Origin of the sequence: Pontibacter beigongshangensis (genome assembly GCF_014332515.1) — a bacterium.
GTDB classification, from domain to species: Bacteria; Bacteroidota; Bacteroidia; order Cytophagales; family Hymenobacteraceae; genus Pontibacter; species Pontibacter beigongshangensis.
In genome coordinates, this window is sequence record NZ_VFSD01000007.1 from 189889 (window position 1) to 207631 (window position 17743).

The window sequence follows — 17743 nt, forward strand, 5'->3', positions numbered from 1 at the left end:
AAATAAATTTTATATTTATATTTGAATGTAATAACTAACGAACATTTATGTCTTCTGGTGTAGTAAAATTAACAGGGATTACCTGGGATCATAGCAGAGGGCTGGTGCCGATGGTGGCAACAGCGCAGCGTTTCGGAGAATTAAATCCGAATATAGAAATTAAGTGGGTAAAACGCTCCCTGCAGGATTTTGCTGATAAGCCCTTGGGCGAACTTGCCAGTGATTATGATTTAATAGTGATTGACCACCCCTGGGCAGGCTTTGTGTCGGCTAACGGGGTGCTGGTGCCGATGGATGAACACCTGTCCGAAGCCTACCTGCAGGACCAGGCCGACAACAGCGTAGGTGCCTCGCACCGAAGCTATGCCTGGGATGGGCATCAGTTTGCACTTGCCATAGATGCCGCCACCCCCGTAGCCTCCAGCCGCCCCGACCTGCTGGAGAAGCATAACCTGAAACTTCCGGAGACATGGGAGCAACTGCTGGCCCTGGCTGACGAAGGATTTGTAGCTTTCCCGGCTATACCGATTGACACTTTAATGAACTTTTACATGTTCTGTATTGCTAATGGGGAGGAACCGTTCCTTTCTCAGCAGGAAGTGGTGAGCAAAGAGGTGGGCATTAAAGCGTTACAAACGCTCCGGAACCTGGCGCAGAAAGTAGACAAGTCCTGCTTCGACTGGAACCCGATAAAGGTATACGAGGCCATGACTCGCACCGATAAGTATGCCTACTGCCCTTTTGCCTATGGCTATACGAACTACTCCCGCCCGGGCTATGCTAGGGAGCTGCTGCATTTTCATGATGTGGTGTCTTTTGGGAACAGCGGTAAATTAAGGAGTACGCTGGGCGGAACAGGCCTGGCCGTCTCTACCACCTGTCAGCATGTGGAGGTGGCCATGCAGTATGCTGCTTTTGTGGCATCGCCGGAGTGCCAGCAGACATTATATTTTACGAGTGGCGGGCAGCCGGGGCACCGTGCCGCCTGGCTGAGCGAGGAAACCAACAGGCAGTCGGCCAACTTTCTGAAGGCGACCCTGCCAACCCTCGACAGAGCTTTTTTAAGACCCAGATACAAAGGCTACATGCACTTCCAGGACCATGGCGGTACGCCCATCCGCAACTACATGATGCAGGGTGGTAACGAAGAGCATGTGCTGAACGAACTTAATAAATTATACAAAGAATCAAGAAAATGAAGCCACTGGAAAATCTGGTAGTGCTGGAGTTCTGCCAGTTTATGGCGGGGCCTTCAGCAGGCTTGCGCCTGGCAGACCTTGGCGCAAGGGTGATAAAGATAGAGCGGCCCGGAAAAGGAGAAAGTGGCAGACAGATTTCTATCAAGAACTTGTTTTCCGAAGGCGATGGCATCGTGTTTCACACCATCAACCGGAATAAAGAATCGTATGCGGCCGACCTGAAGAGCCCTGAAGACCTGAAGCGAATAAAGAAACTCATAGAGCAGGCCGATGTCATGACGCATAATTTCAGGCCTGGTGTGATGGAAAAGATCGGCCTGGATTATGAAACGGTAAAAGCCATCAATCCTAAAATAGTATATGGAGTGGTAACCGGTTACGGCAACAAAGGCCCCTGGGCTTCCAAGCCGGGCCAGGATCTGCTGCTGCAGTCGCTCTCCGGCTTAACCTACCTCTCCGGCGATAAAAACGATGCCCCAACGCCTTTTGGACTGGCTGTTGCCGATATGATATGCGGCGCGCACTTTGTGCAGGGCATACTGGCCGCCCTTATCCGGAGAGGCAAAACTAAAACAGGCGCGCTGGTAGAGGTGAGCCTGCTGGAGTCGATCATCGATTTCCAGTTTGAGGTGATTACTACCTACCTGAACGATGGCGGCAAACTACCCGACAGAGCCCTGCGTGGCAACGGGCATGCCTACCTGAGCGCCCCGTATGGTGTATATAAAACAAAAGACCGGCATTTGGCGCTGGCCATGGAAGACCTGGATACCCTGGGCGCAACACTGGGTTGCTATGAACTGCTGGAGTACAAAGGCAGCGACTCCTGGTTTGTGTACCGCGACGATATTATGCACAAGCTTGGCCTGTTCCTGAAAGAGCGCACCACCGCCGAGTGGCTGGCAATTCTGGAACCTGCCGATATCTGGTGTGCCGACATCCTGAATTACGAGGAGTTCCTGAACCATGCCGGTTACAAGGCGCTGCAGATGGAGCAGGAAACAGTAACTGCCGGTGGCGACAGAATCCGTACCACACGCTGCCCTATCAGGATTGATGGGAAACGGCTGTTTTCTTCTAAGCCCGCCCCTCGTGTAGGAGAGCATGTAAAGGAAATAGAAAGAGACTTTAATTTATCAGCAGGCTATGGTAATGCTTCCTGATACCGCTCATTAAAACAAACTTAAATAAACGTGCCACTGTTCGGAGAGGCTGAAAACTGGTGTTGCCTAAAGGTAAATTACAGCAAGGGCAACTTTTACGCCTTACGTAACACCAGCAGCTGTAGTGTACTAACGCAAAAGCAGCGGCATATTGTATAATACATTATCTAGAACGGAGGCCATACCCGGTTATGCTCATGATAAAACCTTTAGAAGATATATTAGTAGTAGATTTCAGCCAGTTTCTCTCGGGCCCCTCGGCCAGTTTGAGGCTGGCTGATTTAGGGGCAAGGGTTATAAAAGTAGAAAAACCCGGCACAGGAGATATTTGCAGGCAACTGTACGTGTCTAACCTGATCATGAACGGCGACTCCTCCGTATTTCATGCCATCAACCGGAACAAGGAAAGCTTTGTAGCGGATTTGAAAAAAGAGGTAGACAGGAACGAGGTATGGGAACTGGTGAAGCAGGCCGATGTGGTGATGCACAACTTCAGACCTGGCGTAATGGAACGGCTCGGATTCGACTTTGAGGCGGTGAAACAGGTAAACCCCGGTGTAGTATATGGCGAAATATCCGGATACGGAGACGAAGGCCCGTGGCGCGACAAGCCGGGGCAGGACCTGCTGGTGCAGTCGCTCTCCGGTTTAACAGGCCTGAGCGGCAACGGCGACAAAGGTCCCGTGCCCATGGGCATCGCCGTGGTAGATATTTTAACAGGCGCACACCTGGCGCAGGGCCTGATGGCTTGCCTGGTACGGAAAGGCATTTCCGGCACCGGCGGCCTGGTGCAGGTAAGTATGATGGAGTCTATCGTAGATTTTCAGTTCGAAGTAATCACGACTTATTTCCGCGATGGGGGAGAGCCGACTGTACGGTCGCTTAAAAATAACGCGCACGCCTACCTCGGAGCTCCTTACGGTATTTACCGCACCAACAGTGGCTACCTGGCCATTGCCATGGCCTCCATTCCGCAGCTAGGGGAGTTGCTGGATTGTCCGCCGCTGCTGGAGTACCAGGAGCTAGCCTCGTGGTTCGATAAGCGCGATGAGATAAAATCCATTCTGGCGGCGCACCTGCTCAAAAAGAATACGGATGAATGGTTGGCTATTCTGGAGCCCGCTGATGTATGGTGCTCCGACGTGCTCACCTGGGACAAACTCATGAAGCATGAGGGCTTTAAGGTGCTGGATATGATCCAGGAAGTGAGCATGGGCGATGGCTACCGCTACCGCACCACCCGCTGCCCCATCCGGATAGACGGCGAATACCTGCTCTCCAAAAAAGGAGCCCCAAAACTCGGCGAGCACACCGCCGCCATTATAGAAGAAATGCTGGTGAAGCACGCGACCGGAAAATAAAAGCTTCGATCAGGCAATATTAATGTGCTGATTATTCGATTGCCGCATGGTAAAATGGTTGCCATGATAGCAGGATCACATGTTGTTGTCAGCTTTAAAAGATCTAGTAGGCGAACAGCACGAGCAAAGTAGTGGCAGTACATCCTCACATCCTGAAAATTCTAGGGGTGGGGGGCTATTGAATGATTCAGATAGAAAAGTCTAATAACTAAGATCTGATATTTACTATCTTTTAAAGCCTCCTGAGGGGCAATTTCATTAGAATAATTACTTCAACAAATCATAACTTACTTGTTGATACTTCGCATCTTTACTGCCAAAACAATAAAATATGCCCGAAAACAGGAATAACCTCAGGTTTGCCGTCAGAAAATTTGGCCCTTTTGAGGCTGCCCTGGAGAAGACTTGGGACGCATATTGTAAAGAAACAGGCTGCGAACTGCAACTGGAGGCCATACCGATGGAGCTGCACCAACTCCACGAGGCAACCCTTGTACAAAACGGCCTTAAAAACGGCGATTGGGACATTGCCCACCTTAACACCGACTGGATTGCCGAGGCCCATGCTACTGGTGCCATCGCCGACCTGGTTCCTTTTATAGAGAAAGCCAGGCCTGACGAGTTTCCGTCGGGTTGGTCTGATGCGCTCCTGCAAATGCAGCAGTTCGGAGAGCAGGTGGTGGGGCTGCCGTTTCACGATGGTCCGGAGTGCCTGATCTATCGGAAAGATCTTTTTGAAGACGCCACGGAAAAAGAAAATTACCGCAAGCAGTTTGGCAAAGAGCTGGCACCACCCAAAACCTGGGACGACTTTGTGACCGTAACGCGCTTTTTCCAGCGGCCGGAGCAAGGCCTCTACGGAACCCTTTTTGCCGCCTACCCGGATGGCCACAACACTGTTTTCGATTTTTGCCTGCAACTCTGGACACGCGGTGGAGAGCTGACGGATGCCAGCGGCAACATTCAAATCGATACCCCTGCAGCCCGCGAAGGACTAGAGTTTTACCGCAGTATTTTAAAAGATAAAACAGCCGTTCATCCTAACTGCGCCGAGTTTGAATCGGTGCGGGCCGGGCAGGCTTTTGCCAACGGCGAGGTGGCCATGATGGTGAACTGGTTTGGCTTTGCCGCTGTGTGCGAAGTAGACCCGACCTCCAACGTAAAAGGCAAAGTAGACATTGCCGACATCCCGCATGGCCCAACCGGCAAAGGTGCTTCGCTGAACGTGTATTGGATGTACACCATCGGGGCAGGCAGCCAAAAGCAGGATATTGCCTACGATTTTATTAGATTTGCCATCAACAAGGAAAACGACAAAAACCTGACCCTGGCCGGTGGCATTGGTTGCCGCATTTCTACCTGGCACGACCCCGAAATTAACCGGGTGGTGCCGTACTATCATAAGTTAGAGGAGCTGCATCAGAATTCCCGCACGCTGCCCCGGCACGCTGACTGGGCCAAAGCGGCCACGATAATCGACCAGGTGGTGCTGAAAGCCATACAGGCCGATGAGCCCCTGGAAACCATACTGCAAGAGGGGCAGCAGCAGATAGACCGGGTTTTTACGGGGCAGTGATTCACAGTTTAAATTAAATTTTCAGCAGAACATGGAGATACCTTACCAACCAGTACTACCCGAAAACCCATTGCCGATTATCATTATCGGAGCAGGAGGCATTGTGAACGATGCGCATTTGCCAGCGTACCGAAAAGCGGGTTTCGAGGTGTATGGGATTACCAACCGCACCAGGTCCAAGGCGCAGAAGCTGGCCGATGAGTTTCAGATTCCGCATGTGTTTGATACGGTGGAGGAGGCGGTGGCGGCAGCACCCACTAATGCCGTGTATGACCTGACGCTGATGCCCGACCAGTTTGTGGAGGTGCTGAACAAGCTGCCCGACGGGGCGCCTGTGCTCATCCAGAAACCCATGGGCGACTATATTGAGCAGACAAAAGAGATATTTGCCGTTTGCCAGCGCAAAGGGCTGAAGGCTGCTATAAACTGCCAGCTACGTTTTGCGCCTTATGTGAGTGCCGCACGCTACCTGATTGACCAGGGCCTGATCGGCGAGCTTTACGACATGGAAGTGCGCCTGACGACCTATACTCCTTGGGAAATATTTCCGCATGTGATGGTGCACGAGCGCCTCGAAATACAGTACCACAGCATCCATTACATCGACCTGATGCGCTCGTTCCTCGGAGATCCGCAGAGTGTTTATGCCAAAACGCTCCGCAACCCCTATAAAAACCTTTCCTCCTCGCGCACAACCCTTATCTTCGATTATGGCGATACGCTGCACGCGGTGATCAACACCAACCACGACCATAATTTCGGGCCGCACAACCAGGAGAGCTTTATAAAGTGGGAGGGCACCAAAGGAGCCATCAAGGCAAAAATGGGGCTCCTGCTCGATTACCCGAAAGGCGTGCCCGATAAGTTTGAATACTGCTTGCTGCAGGAAGGCCGGGAGCCGGAGTGGAAAACGGTGGAGCTGGAAGGAAGCTGGTTCCCGGACGCCTTTATCGGTACCATGTCGAGCTTGATGCGCTATGCACAGGGCGAAACAGCCATATTGCCGACCAGCGTGGAGGATGTGAGCAAGACCATGGCTGTGGTGGAAAGTGCCTATTCCTCAAGCGACCAGGGTGGCGTAGTAATAAACCAGAACATTTTTAATTGATATAAGCTTCTGGTAAAGCTTATATCATAGATTCAGCAATACATTGATTGCCGCCAGAGGAGAAATGTCTCTGTCGCTTTCATCAACGCATATTTTCCAATATATCTAATTTTAATTCGGCGAAGCCCCTTATGCATATCAGATCCCAATTTTACGAAGACTATACTTTAGGCGACACCAGAGAAACGCTGGGAAGAACAATTACCGAAACAGATTTTGTGCTGCACGCCGGCCAGACGGGCGACTTCTTTCCGCACCATATGGATGCAGAGTGGTGCAAGACGCAGCCGTTTAAAGAACGCATCGCACACGGCACTCTCATTTTTAGTGTCGCTATCGGGCAGACAGCCTCCGAGATCAACCCGGAAGCTTTCTCGAAAGGCTACGACAGGCTGCGGTTTATAAAACCGGTGCATATCGGCGACACCATCCATACCAAAGTGACCATTTCGGAGAAAGAGGAGGACAAAAAGCCGCAGTATGGCAAAGTGGTGGAGCATGTGGAGGTCTTTAACCAGCGCGGCGAGATCGTGATGGTGGCCGACCATATTCTTTTAGCCAAGCGAAAAGAAGTAACAGCTTAAGCAGCTACTTCTTTTCAAAGATAATGGCTTTACCAAAAGCCATTATTTATTATAGTCCATTCTGATGTTATAACAATTATGAGTAGCAGCGGCATTAGCAGCTATAAAGTGCTCTGGAAGGGCAAATCCATTCAAATAATTCGAGGCAGTTAAAGTATACAAGGTATCTAAGTCTCATACATAAGATGTATCTATGCCGCGAGCTGAAAGCTCGCGGCATAGATGCGTTAATAAATGATGCTTTCATAAATAGAGATGCCCTTACTGTGTTTTAACCTGGCATAATCTCAGAATAACCTTTCGTTGATATCTCAGAAGGAGTAAAAGCGCATAAAATAATCGTCTTAGAGTAAACGTTAGTTGTATATTTTACTGCAACTGGCATAGCACCCAAACCCCGACCCTTACCTTAACCATGATAGTACCTAACCCGATTGCCGGAACAGCCCTGCACGCTGTTGGAGGTATCTCCGCCTCTACCTGTTACCTGCCTTTCCACAGAACCAAGCAATGGTCCTGGACATCTTTCTGGCTGGTGCAGTCGCTGTTCGCCTGGATAATTGTGCCCACGCTGCTGGGCATTTTTACGGTACCCGACCTTTTCACGATCCTGGCCAATGCGCCTTCCGATGTGGTGCTGGGGGCCTTCTTGCTGGGTGCCTGCTATGGTTTTGGCGGCATGTCGTTCGGGTATGCCACGCGCTTTATCGGTTACTCCCTTACCTACACCATCTCCATCGGCTTGTCGGCCATTATCGGTACGCTTACGCCGCTGCTGCTGCGCGGCGAGGTGATGGAGTATTTCCAGCGGCCGGGCGGCGACATTATCCTGACGGCCATGACTGTTTCGATGCTGGGTGTGGCACTTTGCGGCTGGGCTGGCTTTAAGCGCGAAAAAGAGATGGGTGAGGCGCAGCGCTTCGACATGAAGAAAGGACTGGCTCTGACGGTCATTGGCGGCATCCTCTCCGCAGTCTTTAACATCTCGCTGGAGTACGGGCAGCCCATCGCCGATATGGCCGCGGCCAATGGTGCCGGCCATTTTGAAGGAAACGCCAAACTGATTGTGTCTACGGCGGGCTGCTTTGTGGTGAACCTGGTCTGGTTTATGGTGCTGGCCATCCGGCAGGGCAACCTGAAAGAGATGTCGAGCAGGCGCAGTGGCCTGAGCCGGTTTGCTATTATGAAAAACTTTATGTGGTCTGGCCTGGCCGGAACCCTCTGGTGTTTCCAGTTCTTTTTTTATGGCCTGGGGCACGTAAAAATGGGCAATTTCCAGTTTGCCAGCTGGCTTATCCACATGTCCATGCTCATCTTCTTCAGCTTTATAGTGGGTGTGATCATGAAAGAATGGAAAGATGCCTCCCGCAGAACGTACCTGCTGCTGATCGGGGCCCTGGTCATCCTATGCACGTCGTTCCTGATTATGACCTACGGCACGGTAAAAGGGCAGGCTGAAATGGGAGAGGTGAATGTGAGCAGCGGCCACTAAACTTTAGCTAATAAAAGCATCGGAGGCTTCGGGTTTACCTGAAGCCTCCGATGCTTTTCACCCTTACTGGTACCGCTCCCGCAGCAGTTGCATCATGTACACATTCACGTCCCATTGGCTGGTGATGGGTTGTTGCGTAAAGGGCAGGGCAACCATGTAGGGGTAAGGGCCAAACTCCGGCGTGATGGTGAGCACACTGTTCTCCTTCCTCTTCCGTTTCGCCACCTCGTCCCACCAGGCCAGGTGGTGCTGCACGGCTTCCTGCCACTCCGGCACACGCGGGTCCGGCACCTGTGGCCCTTCGGGGTAGCCTACACGTGCGTGGATATGCTCCGTGCGCGAAACAGCCAGATCCAGCGCCTCCTGCTGATCTTCGAGGTACGACTCCGCCACGTTTACCCAATGCGAGGCGTCGAGCGTAATTTTCAGGTAAGGTATCTTCTGGAGGTACTCTTTCGTGATGTGCGCGGCAAAGGCAAATTTGTTCCGGTGCGTTTCGTGGTATATTTCCACTCCTGTGCTGTTGGTATGTTCCACCGCCAGGTCGATGAGGGTTTTGTTCTGCTCAAACGAGAAGAAGTCTTTGCCGGTCTGGCAGTCTATTTGCAGGGCAGGGAAGGGGCGCATCTTTTCGAGCCAGCCCGCAAAAATATCGTGGTGCCGGGCAAAATCGGCTTCGTAGGTAGCGTAATGCTGCGGAATGATCTCGAGGCCATGCTGTTCCACTTTCTCCCATATCTCGCTCAGTTCCGCGTGTGTCATCTCGTTCGGGATGGCGCATTCTACGCCATCATAGCCTGCGGCTCTTACTTTCTGCAGGTAATCGTCCCAGGGCAGGTTCTCACAGCCCCAGCGCGGACAAAAAAACTTTACTTCCATATTTTAAATGATTGATTTAGCAATTGAATGATTGCGTGAATTATTCTAATGATTTTGCCCTTCCAGAGGCTTTAAAAGATGGTAGATACTAGGTGTTAGATATTAGACTTTTTTGTCAGAATCTTTCTATAGGGCCCCTACCCCAAGAATTTACAGAATTAGAGAATGTTCAGAATAACTGAGTTCTGATGTTGCCTGAAGCTAGAGGGTTCCGTTATCCTCAACCAGGCAAACCATTTCCAAATCCTCACATCTTCAAATTTCCAAATCGATTAATTAGCTGCTCCATTACAACAACTCTAAACTCATAACTTTTAACTCTTAACTAAATCACACCTTATGCTGTCGCTGGAACTGATAGGGGGTGCATTTTAGTATTTTTTTGAACTGCTCGTTAAAATTGGTCAGGTTGTTATAGCCGCTTTCGTAGCACACGTTGCTTACCGATACGTCGCTTTCCATCAGGCGCTTGCAGGCGTAGCCGATGCGGATCTCGTTTACGAAATGCGTGAAGTTCTTTTTGGTCCTGTTCTTGAAATACCGGCAGAAACCGGAATAGCTCATGTTGGCCAGTTCGGCCACTTCTCCTACCTGTATCTCATTCTTAAAGTTTAGCATCACATAATCGAACACTTTGTTCAGGCGGTCGTTGTCGCGGGAATTCTGGCCGCTGATTTCGGTGCTCGAGAGCAGTTCAAATTCTGTCGTATCGGCCAGTAGAGTCAGGATCGAGAGGAGGCAGATGAGCCGCTCCATGCCCTGCAGCGTCAGCATGTGGTTCATTTTATCGCTGATGAGCTGCCGCGTAGAGCCGGTAATGTGCAGTCCCATGCGCGATTTCTGGAACAGCTGCTTCATTTTCTGCATTTCAGGAATCCGCCTGAATTCATTTCCCAGGAAATCTTCCTTAAAATGGATCACCAACGAGCCTCCCGGTGCATCCGGCTCGTCTTTCCGGAACAGGTGCGGCACATCTGGCCCCAAAAATGTGAGGTTGCCCTCGGCATAGTCCGACACATGATTGCCCACAAAACGTTTGCCTTTACCCTGCAGGATCAGCACCAGTTCATACTCGGAATGGTAGTGCCAGGGGGTTTCGAAATGTGGTGTATAGAAAGTATCCGCAACAAAAGAAGAGTGATCCGGCAAAGGCAATTTTTGAATATGCGGCTTCATTTTCCTGCATTTAGTGTAATATATACCTTTAATTTACCAAAAATATTGCTTAACCGTCTAATATATGCCAAAAAAGTTTATTTATTTGCAATAATAGCGGTGGTGTTAGTCCAAAATAAAAACGAACTTTGGATATGAGTTAGTGAAAGAGATCGAAGATAAACGCAAATTTTAAAAATTATCAAGCTCCGAACCGTTAAATTCTCTGCCGCCGAAGCGTAAATTATTGTGTTGGGTAAAGCAGGCGAGGCAGTTTAACGGCTCATTTTTCAGAACTTTGGCAGACAGGCAGGCAACTGCTTTTTTTTAATGAATAAAATTAACAAACATTAGTTCATTGAGTTGTTAGCAAAGGCGCACGGAAGCAGTAAGTTGTCGATGTCGCTAGCTAACATCAGCTCAGAAGATACTTAAGTTTTTATACCTTAACTATATTGCATATGACCGCAACAAACTTAACCCCCGCTCAAAAATCGCAATACGAACAGGATGGTTACCTGATCATAAATAACTTTTTAAATAAGGAAGAAGTGGCGCTGCTTTACGGCCTGGCTGTAGAAGATGCGCAACTCCGCAAAAATGCCTTCGAGTTCAAAGACCAAAGCGGCAAGCATACCAAACTTACACTATGGTTCACGCCCGGCGACGATACCTTTGGCCTGCTCACGCGCAGCGAAAGGCTGGTGCATGCCGCGCAGTCGCTGCTGGGCGAAGGAGAAGTTTGCCATTTCCACTCCAAGCTGATGCAGAAGGAGCCGGAAGTAGGAGGGGCATGGGAGTGGCACCAGGACTATGGCTATTGGTATAAAAACGGATTTCTGTACCCCGATGCCATGCTCAGCGTGATGCTGGCCCTGACCGAGGCCACCAAACTGAACGGCTGCCTGCAGGTGCTGAAAGGCTCTCATAAAATGGGCCGCTTCGAGCATAACTTTGCCGGCGAGCAGCAGGGCGCTGATATGGCCTTTGTGGAAGAAGCCATAAAATTATGCGAAAGAGTGCACGTGGAGCTGGCGCCGGGCGATGTGCTGTTTTTCCACCCGAACCTGCTGCACATGTCGGAGGCCAACTTGTCTGACAAGCCGCGCTGGTCGCTGATCTCGGCCTATAACCTGAGCTTCAACGTGCCTTTCCGCGAGAAGAATACCTCCTGCATAACCCCGGTAAAAGTAGTTCCTGACACCGCCATCCTCGAGAGAGAGCCGGTGGGACTGTCGGCGCAGACGGATTTTCTGAACAAGGAGGACGAAATTACCTTGAAAGTTAAATAAGTTTAAACAGAACGCATAACAATGGATACATCGTTAGATATTCAGTTAAACTACCTCCCGCGCCTGCCCAAGAACCTGGATATGGGCATTGGCTGTATCGGTTCCGGCTTTATCATGGCCGACTGCCACCTGGTGGCATACCGGCAGGCTGGCTTTAACCCGGTGGCCATCGCCTCGCGGCACCGCACCAACAGCCAGGCCGTAGGTGACAGGCACAACATCGAAAAAGTGTACGATACCTACCAGGAACTGCTCAGAGATCCTGCTGTGTCCATTGTAGACATTGCCGTGCCGCCCAATTTTCAGTTGGAGATTGTGCGGGAGGCCGTAAAGCATGCCGACCACATAAAAGGTATCCTGGTGCAGAAGCCCATGGCTGTAAATTACCAGGAGGCCAAAGAAATTGTGCGCCTGTGTGCTGAAGCGGGCATCAAACTGGGCGTAAACCAGAACATGCGCTACGACCAGTCCATCAGGGCCTGTAAGTCGCTGCTGGACCAGGGAGTGCTGGGCCGGCCGGTTTTCGCCTCTATCGACATGCGGGCCATTCCGCACTGGATGCCCTGGCAGAAGGAGCTCGGCTGGGCGACCCTCCGCACCATGAGCATTCACCACCTCGACGCCTTTAGGTTCCTGTTCGGTGACCCCGACCGCGTGTTCTGCAGCGTGACCGAAGATCCGCGCAACGGCAAGGATTTCCGGCACGAAGACGGCGTGGCACTTTATATTCTGGAGTACGACAACGGCCTTCGCACCTCCGCCTGGGACGACGTTTGGACCGGCCCAAGCCGCGAAGGAGCAGCCAGCGACATTTATATTAACTGGCGCGTAGAAGGCACCGAAGGTACCGCCAAAGGCAGCATCGGCTGGCCCTCTTACCCGCAGCGCACCCCCAGCACCCTCGACTACACCACCATACAGGAAGGGGAGAAGTGGCAGAAGCCGCGTTGGGACGAGGTCTGGTTCCCGGATGCCTTTATGGGGCCGATGGCGCAGCTGATGTGCGCCATAGAAGACGATACCACACCGGAGCTTAGTGGGGAAGACAACCTGAAAACCATGGCGCTGGTAGAAGCCTGCCACGTATCGTACCGCGAACACCGGGCCGTGCCGATCCAGGAAATTCTGGCAACCTGATAAAAGACATAAGATATCAGACGCAAGACACAGGACTTTTTAACGGTAAGATCGACGCTGCTTTTGTGGTTAGAACAGCATTTGATCTTCCGGGGTTTGCTCCTGAAAAGCTTTGTTTGCGATAGAGAAGTTGGTAAGGAAAGGAGAAAGCTTGAGAAAGTCCTGTGTCTGGCGTCCACTAACAAATAAACACGAAATCATATACCTAATCCTTACTATTAACTATGATACAAGTCGGCATATTTACAGGCTATTTCCCTTACACCTTAAACGAAACTGCGAGCAAGATCCGGGAGCTCGGTTTTAACACCGTGCAGCTCGACCTGAGCTTTAAAGACATGGATCTGTCTACAGACCAGATCACCGCCGAAAAGTGCAGGAAAATCCGTGATACGTTCCGGCGGCACAACCTGCCCATTTCCTGCATCTCGGGCTACACCAACCTGGTGCACCCCGATCCGGCCAAACGGCAGGCCAACCTGAAGCACCTGAAGCAACTCATCCGCTTCGCGCACGACATGGGCTCGCCCTATGTGATCAGCGAGACAGGCACTTTCGATGCCGACAGCGACTGGGTGCATCACCCCAAAAACAAAACAGAGGAAGGCTATGAAGATTGTGTGAGGGTAATCCAGGATATCGTGGATTTCTCACGGGAGCATGGCGTTACGTTCCTGGCCGAAACCTATGTGAATAACGTGATCGGCTCGGTGGAAGAGACGCTGCGCCTGTTTGCCGATGTGACCGACCCGCACCTGGGCCTGCTCATGGACCCTACCAACTACTTCGAGGAGCACAACATCGACCAGATGGACCAGACGCTGAACTATATCTTTAACGCGCTCTCACACCGGATCAAGATCTCGCATGCCAAAGATGTGAAGCGTGCCTCATCGGCACAGGGCGTAAGAATGGCCGACATAGATGCCAGCGAGGCGCACACCCTGCGTGGCGTGGGCACCATCGAGTTGCCGGCGCCCGGTCTTGGCTCCCTGAACTACGACCTGTACCTGCAGCGCCTGAGCCGCGACCACCCCAACATCCCGATCATTATAGAGCACCTCGAAGAAGAAGATGTGCCGCGCGCCAAGCAGTTCCTGGACGAGAAGCTGCTCGTAAACGGCTGCTGACTAATAAAATAAGTTATCGGCCAGCGTGGACCACGTGCTCTGTTCACGTTGGTTGATAACTTGCCTCCTGACAGGCCTTTCTGTTTGATAATTGCTGGCTTCTGGTTGTTAATTGGTTAAATGGATGATGTGGAGGTGAAATTTTGAGTAATTGAGGGATACTTGAAAAACCAACTCTTAAAAAGGTTTTGTGTCCCATTCAGCAGCAGTAGCAGAGCCTCCGAAAGGCTGGAAGGGTCGAAATCATTAGCATAATTGCCCCTAGCAGCTATTCCTTTAATTTGATACGAGGGCTTCTCCAAATTATAAATTATAGCAAATCGGCTTTCTGGCAGCTTAGCAAGCATCAAACCTTTCTGAAAATCAAAGTGGAGGAGTACCAGCCGGTATGCATAATTACCCGAATACCTGAAGACAAAAGTCTAGGATCTGACATCTAAACAACAGCAGCAGCAGAGGTAGGCTCCGGAGGGGCTTTTTTATTTGAATAATTGCTGCTGTGCTCCCTTATTCAGCATTTGCCATTCTGGCAAGTCCGGCACCACCTGGTTATTGCTTTCCACTATTCATATTCCATTCACCATCTGAGGCATGTTTTTTATACAGGATACATGAGCGCAACTGACGATTCACTTTTAAACTTTAACTCCATCAAGATGAAACATATTTTACTGAGAGAGCTGAGATACATATTTGTACTCCCTCTGCTGTTTTTGATCTGCCACAGTGCATCTGCCCAGGGGCACACCGTGCAGGGCAGGGTTACCGACGAAAATGGCGCAGGCCTGCCCGGGGTGACCGTTATGGAGAAAGGCACGACCAGAGGAGCAGCCACCGATCTGGATGGAAACTTCTCGTTCCAGGCCTCGGCCGGTACCGGAACCCTGGTGGTGTCTTTTGTGGGCTACCAATCGCAGGAAATTAACATTAACAACCGTGCCACCATCAACATCAGCATGCGGCCAGATGCCCGCGCGCTCGATGAAGTAGTGGTGGTAGGCTACGGCACGGCCCGCGTAAAAGACATTACAGGATCTGTAGCCCGGGTGGGTGAAAAAGATTTTAACGTGGGTATCAATACCTCTCCAGAGCAGCTGATACAAGGCAAAGTAGCGGGTGTAAACATCGTGAACAACAGCGGTGCGCCGGGCGGGGAGGTAACTTTCCGGATCAGGGGTACTTCTTCGGTTCGCTCCGGCAACCAGCCGCTGTTTGTAGTGGATGGCGTGCCTTTAGATGGCCGGAACACCAAACCGGCTGCAGCAGCCGGTGAACTGGGCAGCCCGGCGGGGTCCAACCCGCTCAACTTCCTGAACCCGAACGATATCGCCACCATCGACGTGCTGAAAGATGCCTCGGCCACGGCCATATACGGTGCCAGGGGGGCCAACGGTGTGGTGATCATCACGACCAAAAAAGGGAAGCAAGGCGCTCCTACGCTGAACGTGGACATGTCTACGGGTGTGAGCATGCTGGCCCGCAAGCCCGACCTGATGGATGGGAACACATTTCGTCAGGGGCTGGCACTCCGCCAGATCGAGAACCGGGATGGCGGCGGCAATGTAGACGCCCTGGATGAAATTACCCGCACAGCCCAGACGCAGATAGCCAACGTATCGATGTCGGGAGGAAACGACAAAGCCAATTACCGCCTGTCGCTGGGTTACCACGACCAGGAAGGTATTATCAAGAAGTCAGGCTTTAAGAAGTACACCGGTAGTTTTACAGGCACCTACAGCTTTTTGCCGGAAGACAGGCTGAAAGTAGACGTAAACCTGATCGTAGCCAACACCATCGAGAATGGCGCTCCTATTGCCGAGAACTCCAACGTGAACGGGAGCCTTATCGGTAACGCCCTCGAGTGGAACCCGACGGTGCCTTTCAGAAATCCGGATGGTACCTTTGTCCAGCGTGTGTATGGCACCAGTGTATCGGGCCTTCCCACCAACCCGGCTGCCCTGCTCGCCTATTACAACGACGTAACCAACATCACCAACGTGCTGGGCAATGTAGGTGCCACCTTCACCATTCTGGAAGGGCTCGACTACCGGGCAAGCCTGGGCATGAACCAGTCTAAAGGCAACAGAGCCATCGATACTTCCGGCGACCTGTTCCTTTCTACCATCACCGATATAGGGCTGGCCGTGGTAAACAACTCCACGCTCACCAGCAGCACCCTGACCCATACGTTAAACTTTAACCGGGAAGTGTCGGATGGCCTTACCTTGGACCTGCTGGCTGGTTACGAGTATCAGACCTACAAAAACAGAACCTTCGACATTACGGCCAGAGGCTTCACCTCCTTCGACCTAAGAGGATCTGATATCCTGCAGAACGCCAGAAGAGACCAGGTAAACATCAGCTCTTACCAGGACCCTACTAACGAGATCCAGTCTTACTTTGGCCGTGCCAACCTCAATTTCTCAGACCGGTACCTGCTTACTGCCACCATGCGGGCAGATGGTTCCACCAAGTTTGGCCGCAACAACAAGTATGGCTACTTCCCGTCGTTTGCAGGCGCCTGGGTACTGTCTGAGGAGCAGTTCCTGGCTGGCACCGAAAAGCTGAGCAACCTGAAGCTTCGACTGGGCTGGGGTAAAACTGGCAATCAGGAGTTTCCGGCTGGCTCTTCGCAGGAGCGCTATGCGTTTGGTTTGCAAAGTATAGCACTGGCTAACGTGGCTAACCCGGATCTGAAATGGGAAACTACCGAAACCATAAACCTGGGCTTAGACTTCGGCTTCTTCAACAACAGGTTGAGCGGTACGATCGAGTTTTTCGACAAGGCCACCAAAGATCTGCTGTTCAGGCTGCCTGCCCTGCAACCGGCCCCTACGGCTAACTACTGGACCAACCTGCCGGCCACTGTTAAAAACACCGGTGTGGAACTGTTGCTGAGCGGACTGATCATCGAAAACGACAAGTGGATGTGGGAAGTAGGCATGAACGCAACCTACCTGAGGAACAAACTGGAAGGCTACACCGGAGCTCCGGTGCTGACAGGCCAGATAAACGGCAACGGCCTGGGCGAAGGCAGCAACAGCCAGCGCCTGGCAAACGGGCAGCCGCTGTTCGCCTTCCATATGCGCGAGTTCCTGGGCTTCGACGACGACGGCGCTGCCCAATACAGCCAGGAGGCGGATTTTGTGGGCGACCCGAACCCGAATTACCTGCTGGGCTTCAACACAAACCTGAGCAGGGGCAAGTTCCATTTCAACATGAACTTTAATGGCGCTTTCGGGCACCAGCTCTACAACAACACTGCCAATGCCGTGATCACGGCTGCCAACTTTGGCCTGGGCCGCAACGCTACTTCTGATATTGCCCTTGGCCCTGAGAGCCTGAGCAACTCCAATGTGGTGTCGACCAGGTACCTGGAAAGCGGTGACTTTCTGAGGCTGCAGAGCGCCGCTTTGGGGTACACCATCGGTAATATTGGCAATGCCTTTAAAAATGCCCGCCTCTACCTGACTGGCCAGAACCTGCTGCTCTTCACCAACTACAGCGGCTTCGACCCTGAAGTAAACACCAACCGTGGCGTGAATGGCGTGCCATCATTCGGTATTGAGTACACGCCCTATCCCATGGCCCGAAATTTCACACTTGGCTTTAATGTTTCTTTCTAAGCACCAGGAACATGTAAGGTTGATAATATGAAGAATTCGGA

General features: G+C 51.6%; 13 protein-coding genes. 11 read left to right on the forward strand and 2 right to left on the reverse strand.

Translation table 11 applies throughout. The features are described 5' to 3' along the window. The first annotated feature begins 47 nt into the window (after nt 1–47). The 7 genes from FJM74_RS08185 to FJM74_RS08215 all read left to right on the forward strand — a co-directional run bounded on the left by FJM74_RS08185 (nt 48) and on the right by FJM74_RS08215 (nt 8483). Nucleotides 48–1199, forward strand: a complete 1152-nt coding sequence (locus FJM74_RS08185) for an ABC transporter substrate-binding protein (RefSeq protein WP_187262100.1) — start codon at nt 48–50, stop codon at nt 1197–1199. Further along, the gene (locus FJM74_RS08190; protein WP_187262101.1) at nt 1196–2362 is read left to right on the forward strand and encodes a CaiB/BaiF CoA transferase family protein; all 1167 of its coding nucleotides are present in this window, start codon (nt 1196–1198) and stop codon (nt 2360–2362) included. The genes FJM74_RS08185 and FJM74_RS08190 overlap by 4 nt, the downstream gene beginning before the upstream one ends. A 197-nt stretch (nt 2363–2559) precedes the next feature. Beyond that, nucleotides 2560–3723 (forward strand): CaiB/BaiF CoA transferase family protein, encoded by a 1164-nt coding sequence (locus FJM74_RS08195; RefSeq protein ID WP_194349964.1) that lies wholly within the window; start codon nt 2560–2562, stop codon nt 3721–3723. A 331-nt stretch (nt 3724–4054) separates the two neighbouring features. Beyond that, entirely contained in the window at nt 4055–5299 is a 1245-nt protein-coding gene (locus tag FJM74_RS08200) for an ABC transporter substrate-binding protein (protein WP_187262102.1), read from the forward strand. A gap of 31 nt (nt 5300–5330) precedes the next feature. Next, nucleotides 5331–6407, forward strand: coding sequence for a Gfo/Idh/MocA family protein (locus tag FJM74_RS08205; protein WP_187262103.1), 1077 nt, complete (start codon nt 5331–5333; stop codon nt 6405–6407). Between the two features lie 131 nt (nt 6408–6538). Further along, nucleotides 6539–6991, forward strand: a complete 453-nt coding sequence (locus FJM74_RS08210; RefSeq protein ID WP_187262104.1) for a MaoC family dehydratase — start codon at nt 6539–6541, stop codon at nt 6989–6991. A gap of 415 nt (nt 6992–7406) precedes the next feature. Beyond that, nucleotides 7407–8483 carry an L-rhamnose/proton symporter RhaT gene (locus FJM74_RS08215; protein WP_187262105.1) on the forward strand — a complete coding sequence of 359 codons (1077 nt, stop codon included), beginning with the start codon at nt 7407–7409 and terminating at the stop codon, nt 8481–8483. A gap of 63 nt (nt 8484–8546) precedes the next feature. Here FJM74_RS08215 and FJM74_RS08220 read toward each other — a convergent pair whose 3' ends face one another. Beyond that, nucleotides 8547–9362 (reverse strand): sugar phosphate isomerase/epimerase family protein, encoded by an 816-nt coding sequence (locus FJM74_RS08220; RefSeq protein WP_187262106.1) that lies wholly within the window; start codon nt 9360–9362, stop codon nt 8547–8549. 330 nt (nt 9363–9692) lie between these two features. Next, nucleotides 9693–10538, reverse strand: a complete 846-nt coding sequence (locus tag FJM74_RS08225) for an AraC family transcriptional regulator (RefSeq protein WP_187262107.1) — start codon at nt 10536–10538, stop codon at nt 9693–9695. A 440-nt stretch (nt 10539–10978) separates the two neighbouring features. On the opposite strand from FJM74_RS08225, the gene FJM74_RS08230 reads away from it, so the two are divergent. The 4 genes from FJM74_RS08230 (at nt 10979) to FJM74_RS08245 (ending at nt 17702) form a co-directional block, all read left to right on the forward strand. Further along, nucleotides 10979–11809: a phytanoyl-CoA dioxygenase family protein gene (locus FJM74_RS08230; RefSeq protein ID WP_187262108.1), complete on the forward strand. Its 831-nt coding sequence runs from the start codon at nt 10979–10981 to the stop codon at nt 11807–11809. A 21-nt stretch (nt 11810–11830) separates the two neighbouring features. Then, the gene (locus FJM74_RS08235) at nt 11831–12946 is read left to right on the forward strand and encodes a Gfo/Idh/MocA family protein (RefSeq protein ID WP_206684019.1); all 1116 of its coding nucleotides are present in this window, start codon (nt 11831–11833) and stop codon (nt 12944–12946) included. 224 nt (nt 12947–13170) lie between these two features. Beyond that, on the forward strand, nt 13171–14076 hold the full coding sequence (locus FJM74_RS08240) for a sugar phosphate isomerase/epimerase family protein (RefSeq protein ID WP_187262109.1): 906 nt from the start codon (nt 13171–13173) through the stop codon (nt 14074–14076). A 656-nt stretch (nt 14077–14732) separates the two neighbouring features. Further along, the gene (locus FJM74_RS08245; protein ID WP_187262110.1) at nt 14733–17702 is read left to right on the forward strand and encodes a SusC/RagA family TonB-linked outer membrane protein; all 2970 of its coding nucleotides are present in this window, start codon (nt 14733–14735) and stop codon (nt 17700–17702) included. Nucleotides 17703–17743 lie beyond the last annotated feature (41 nt).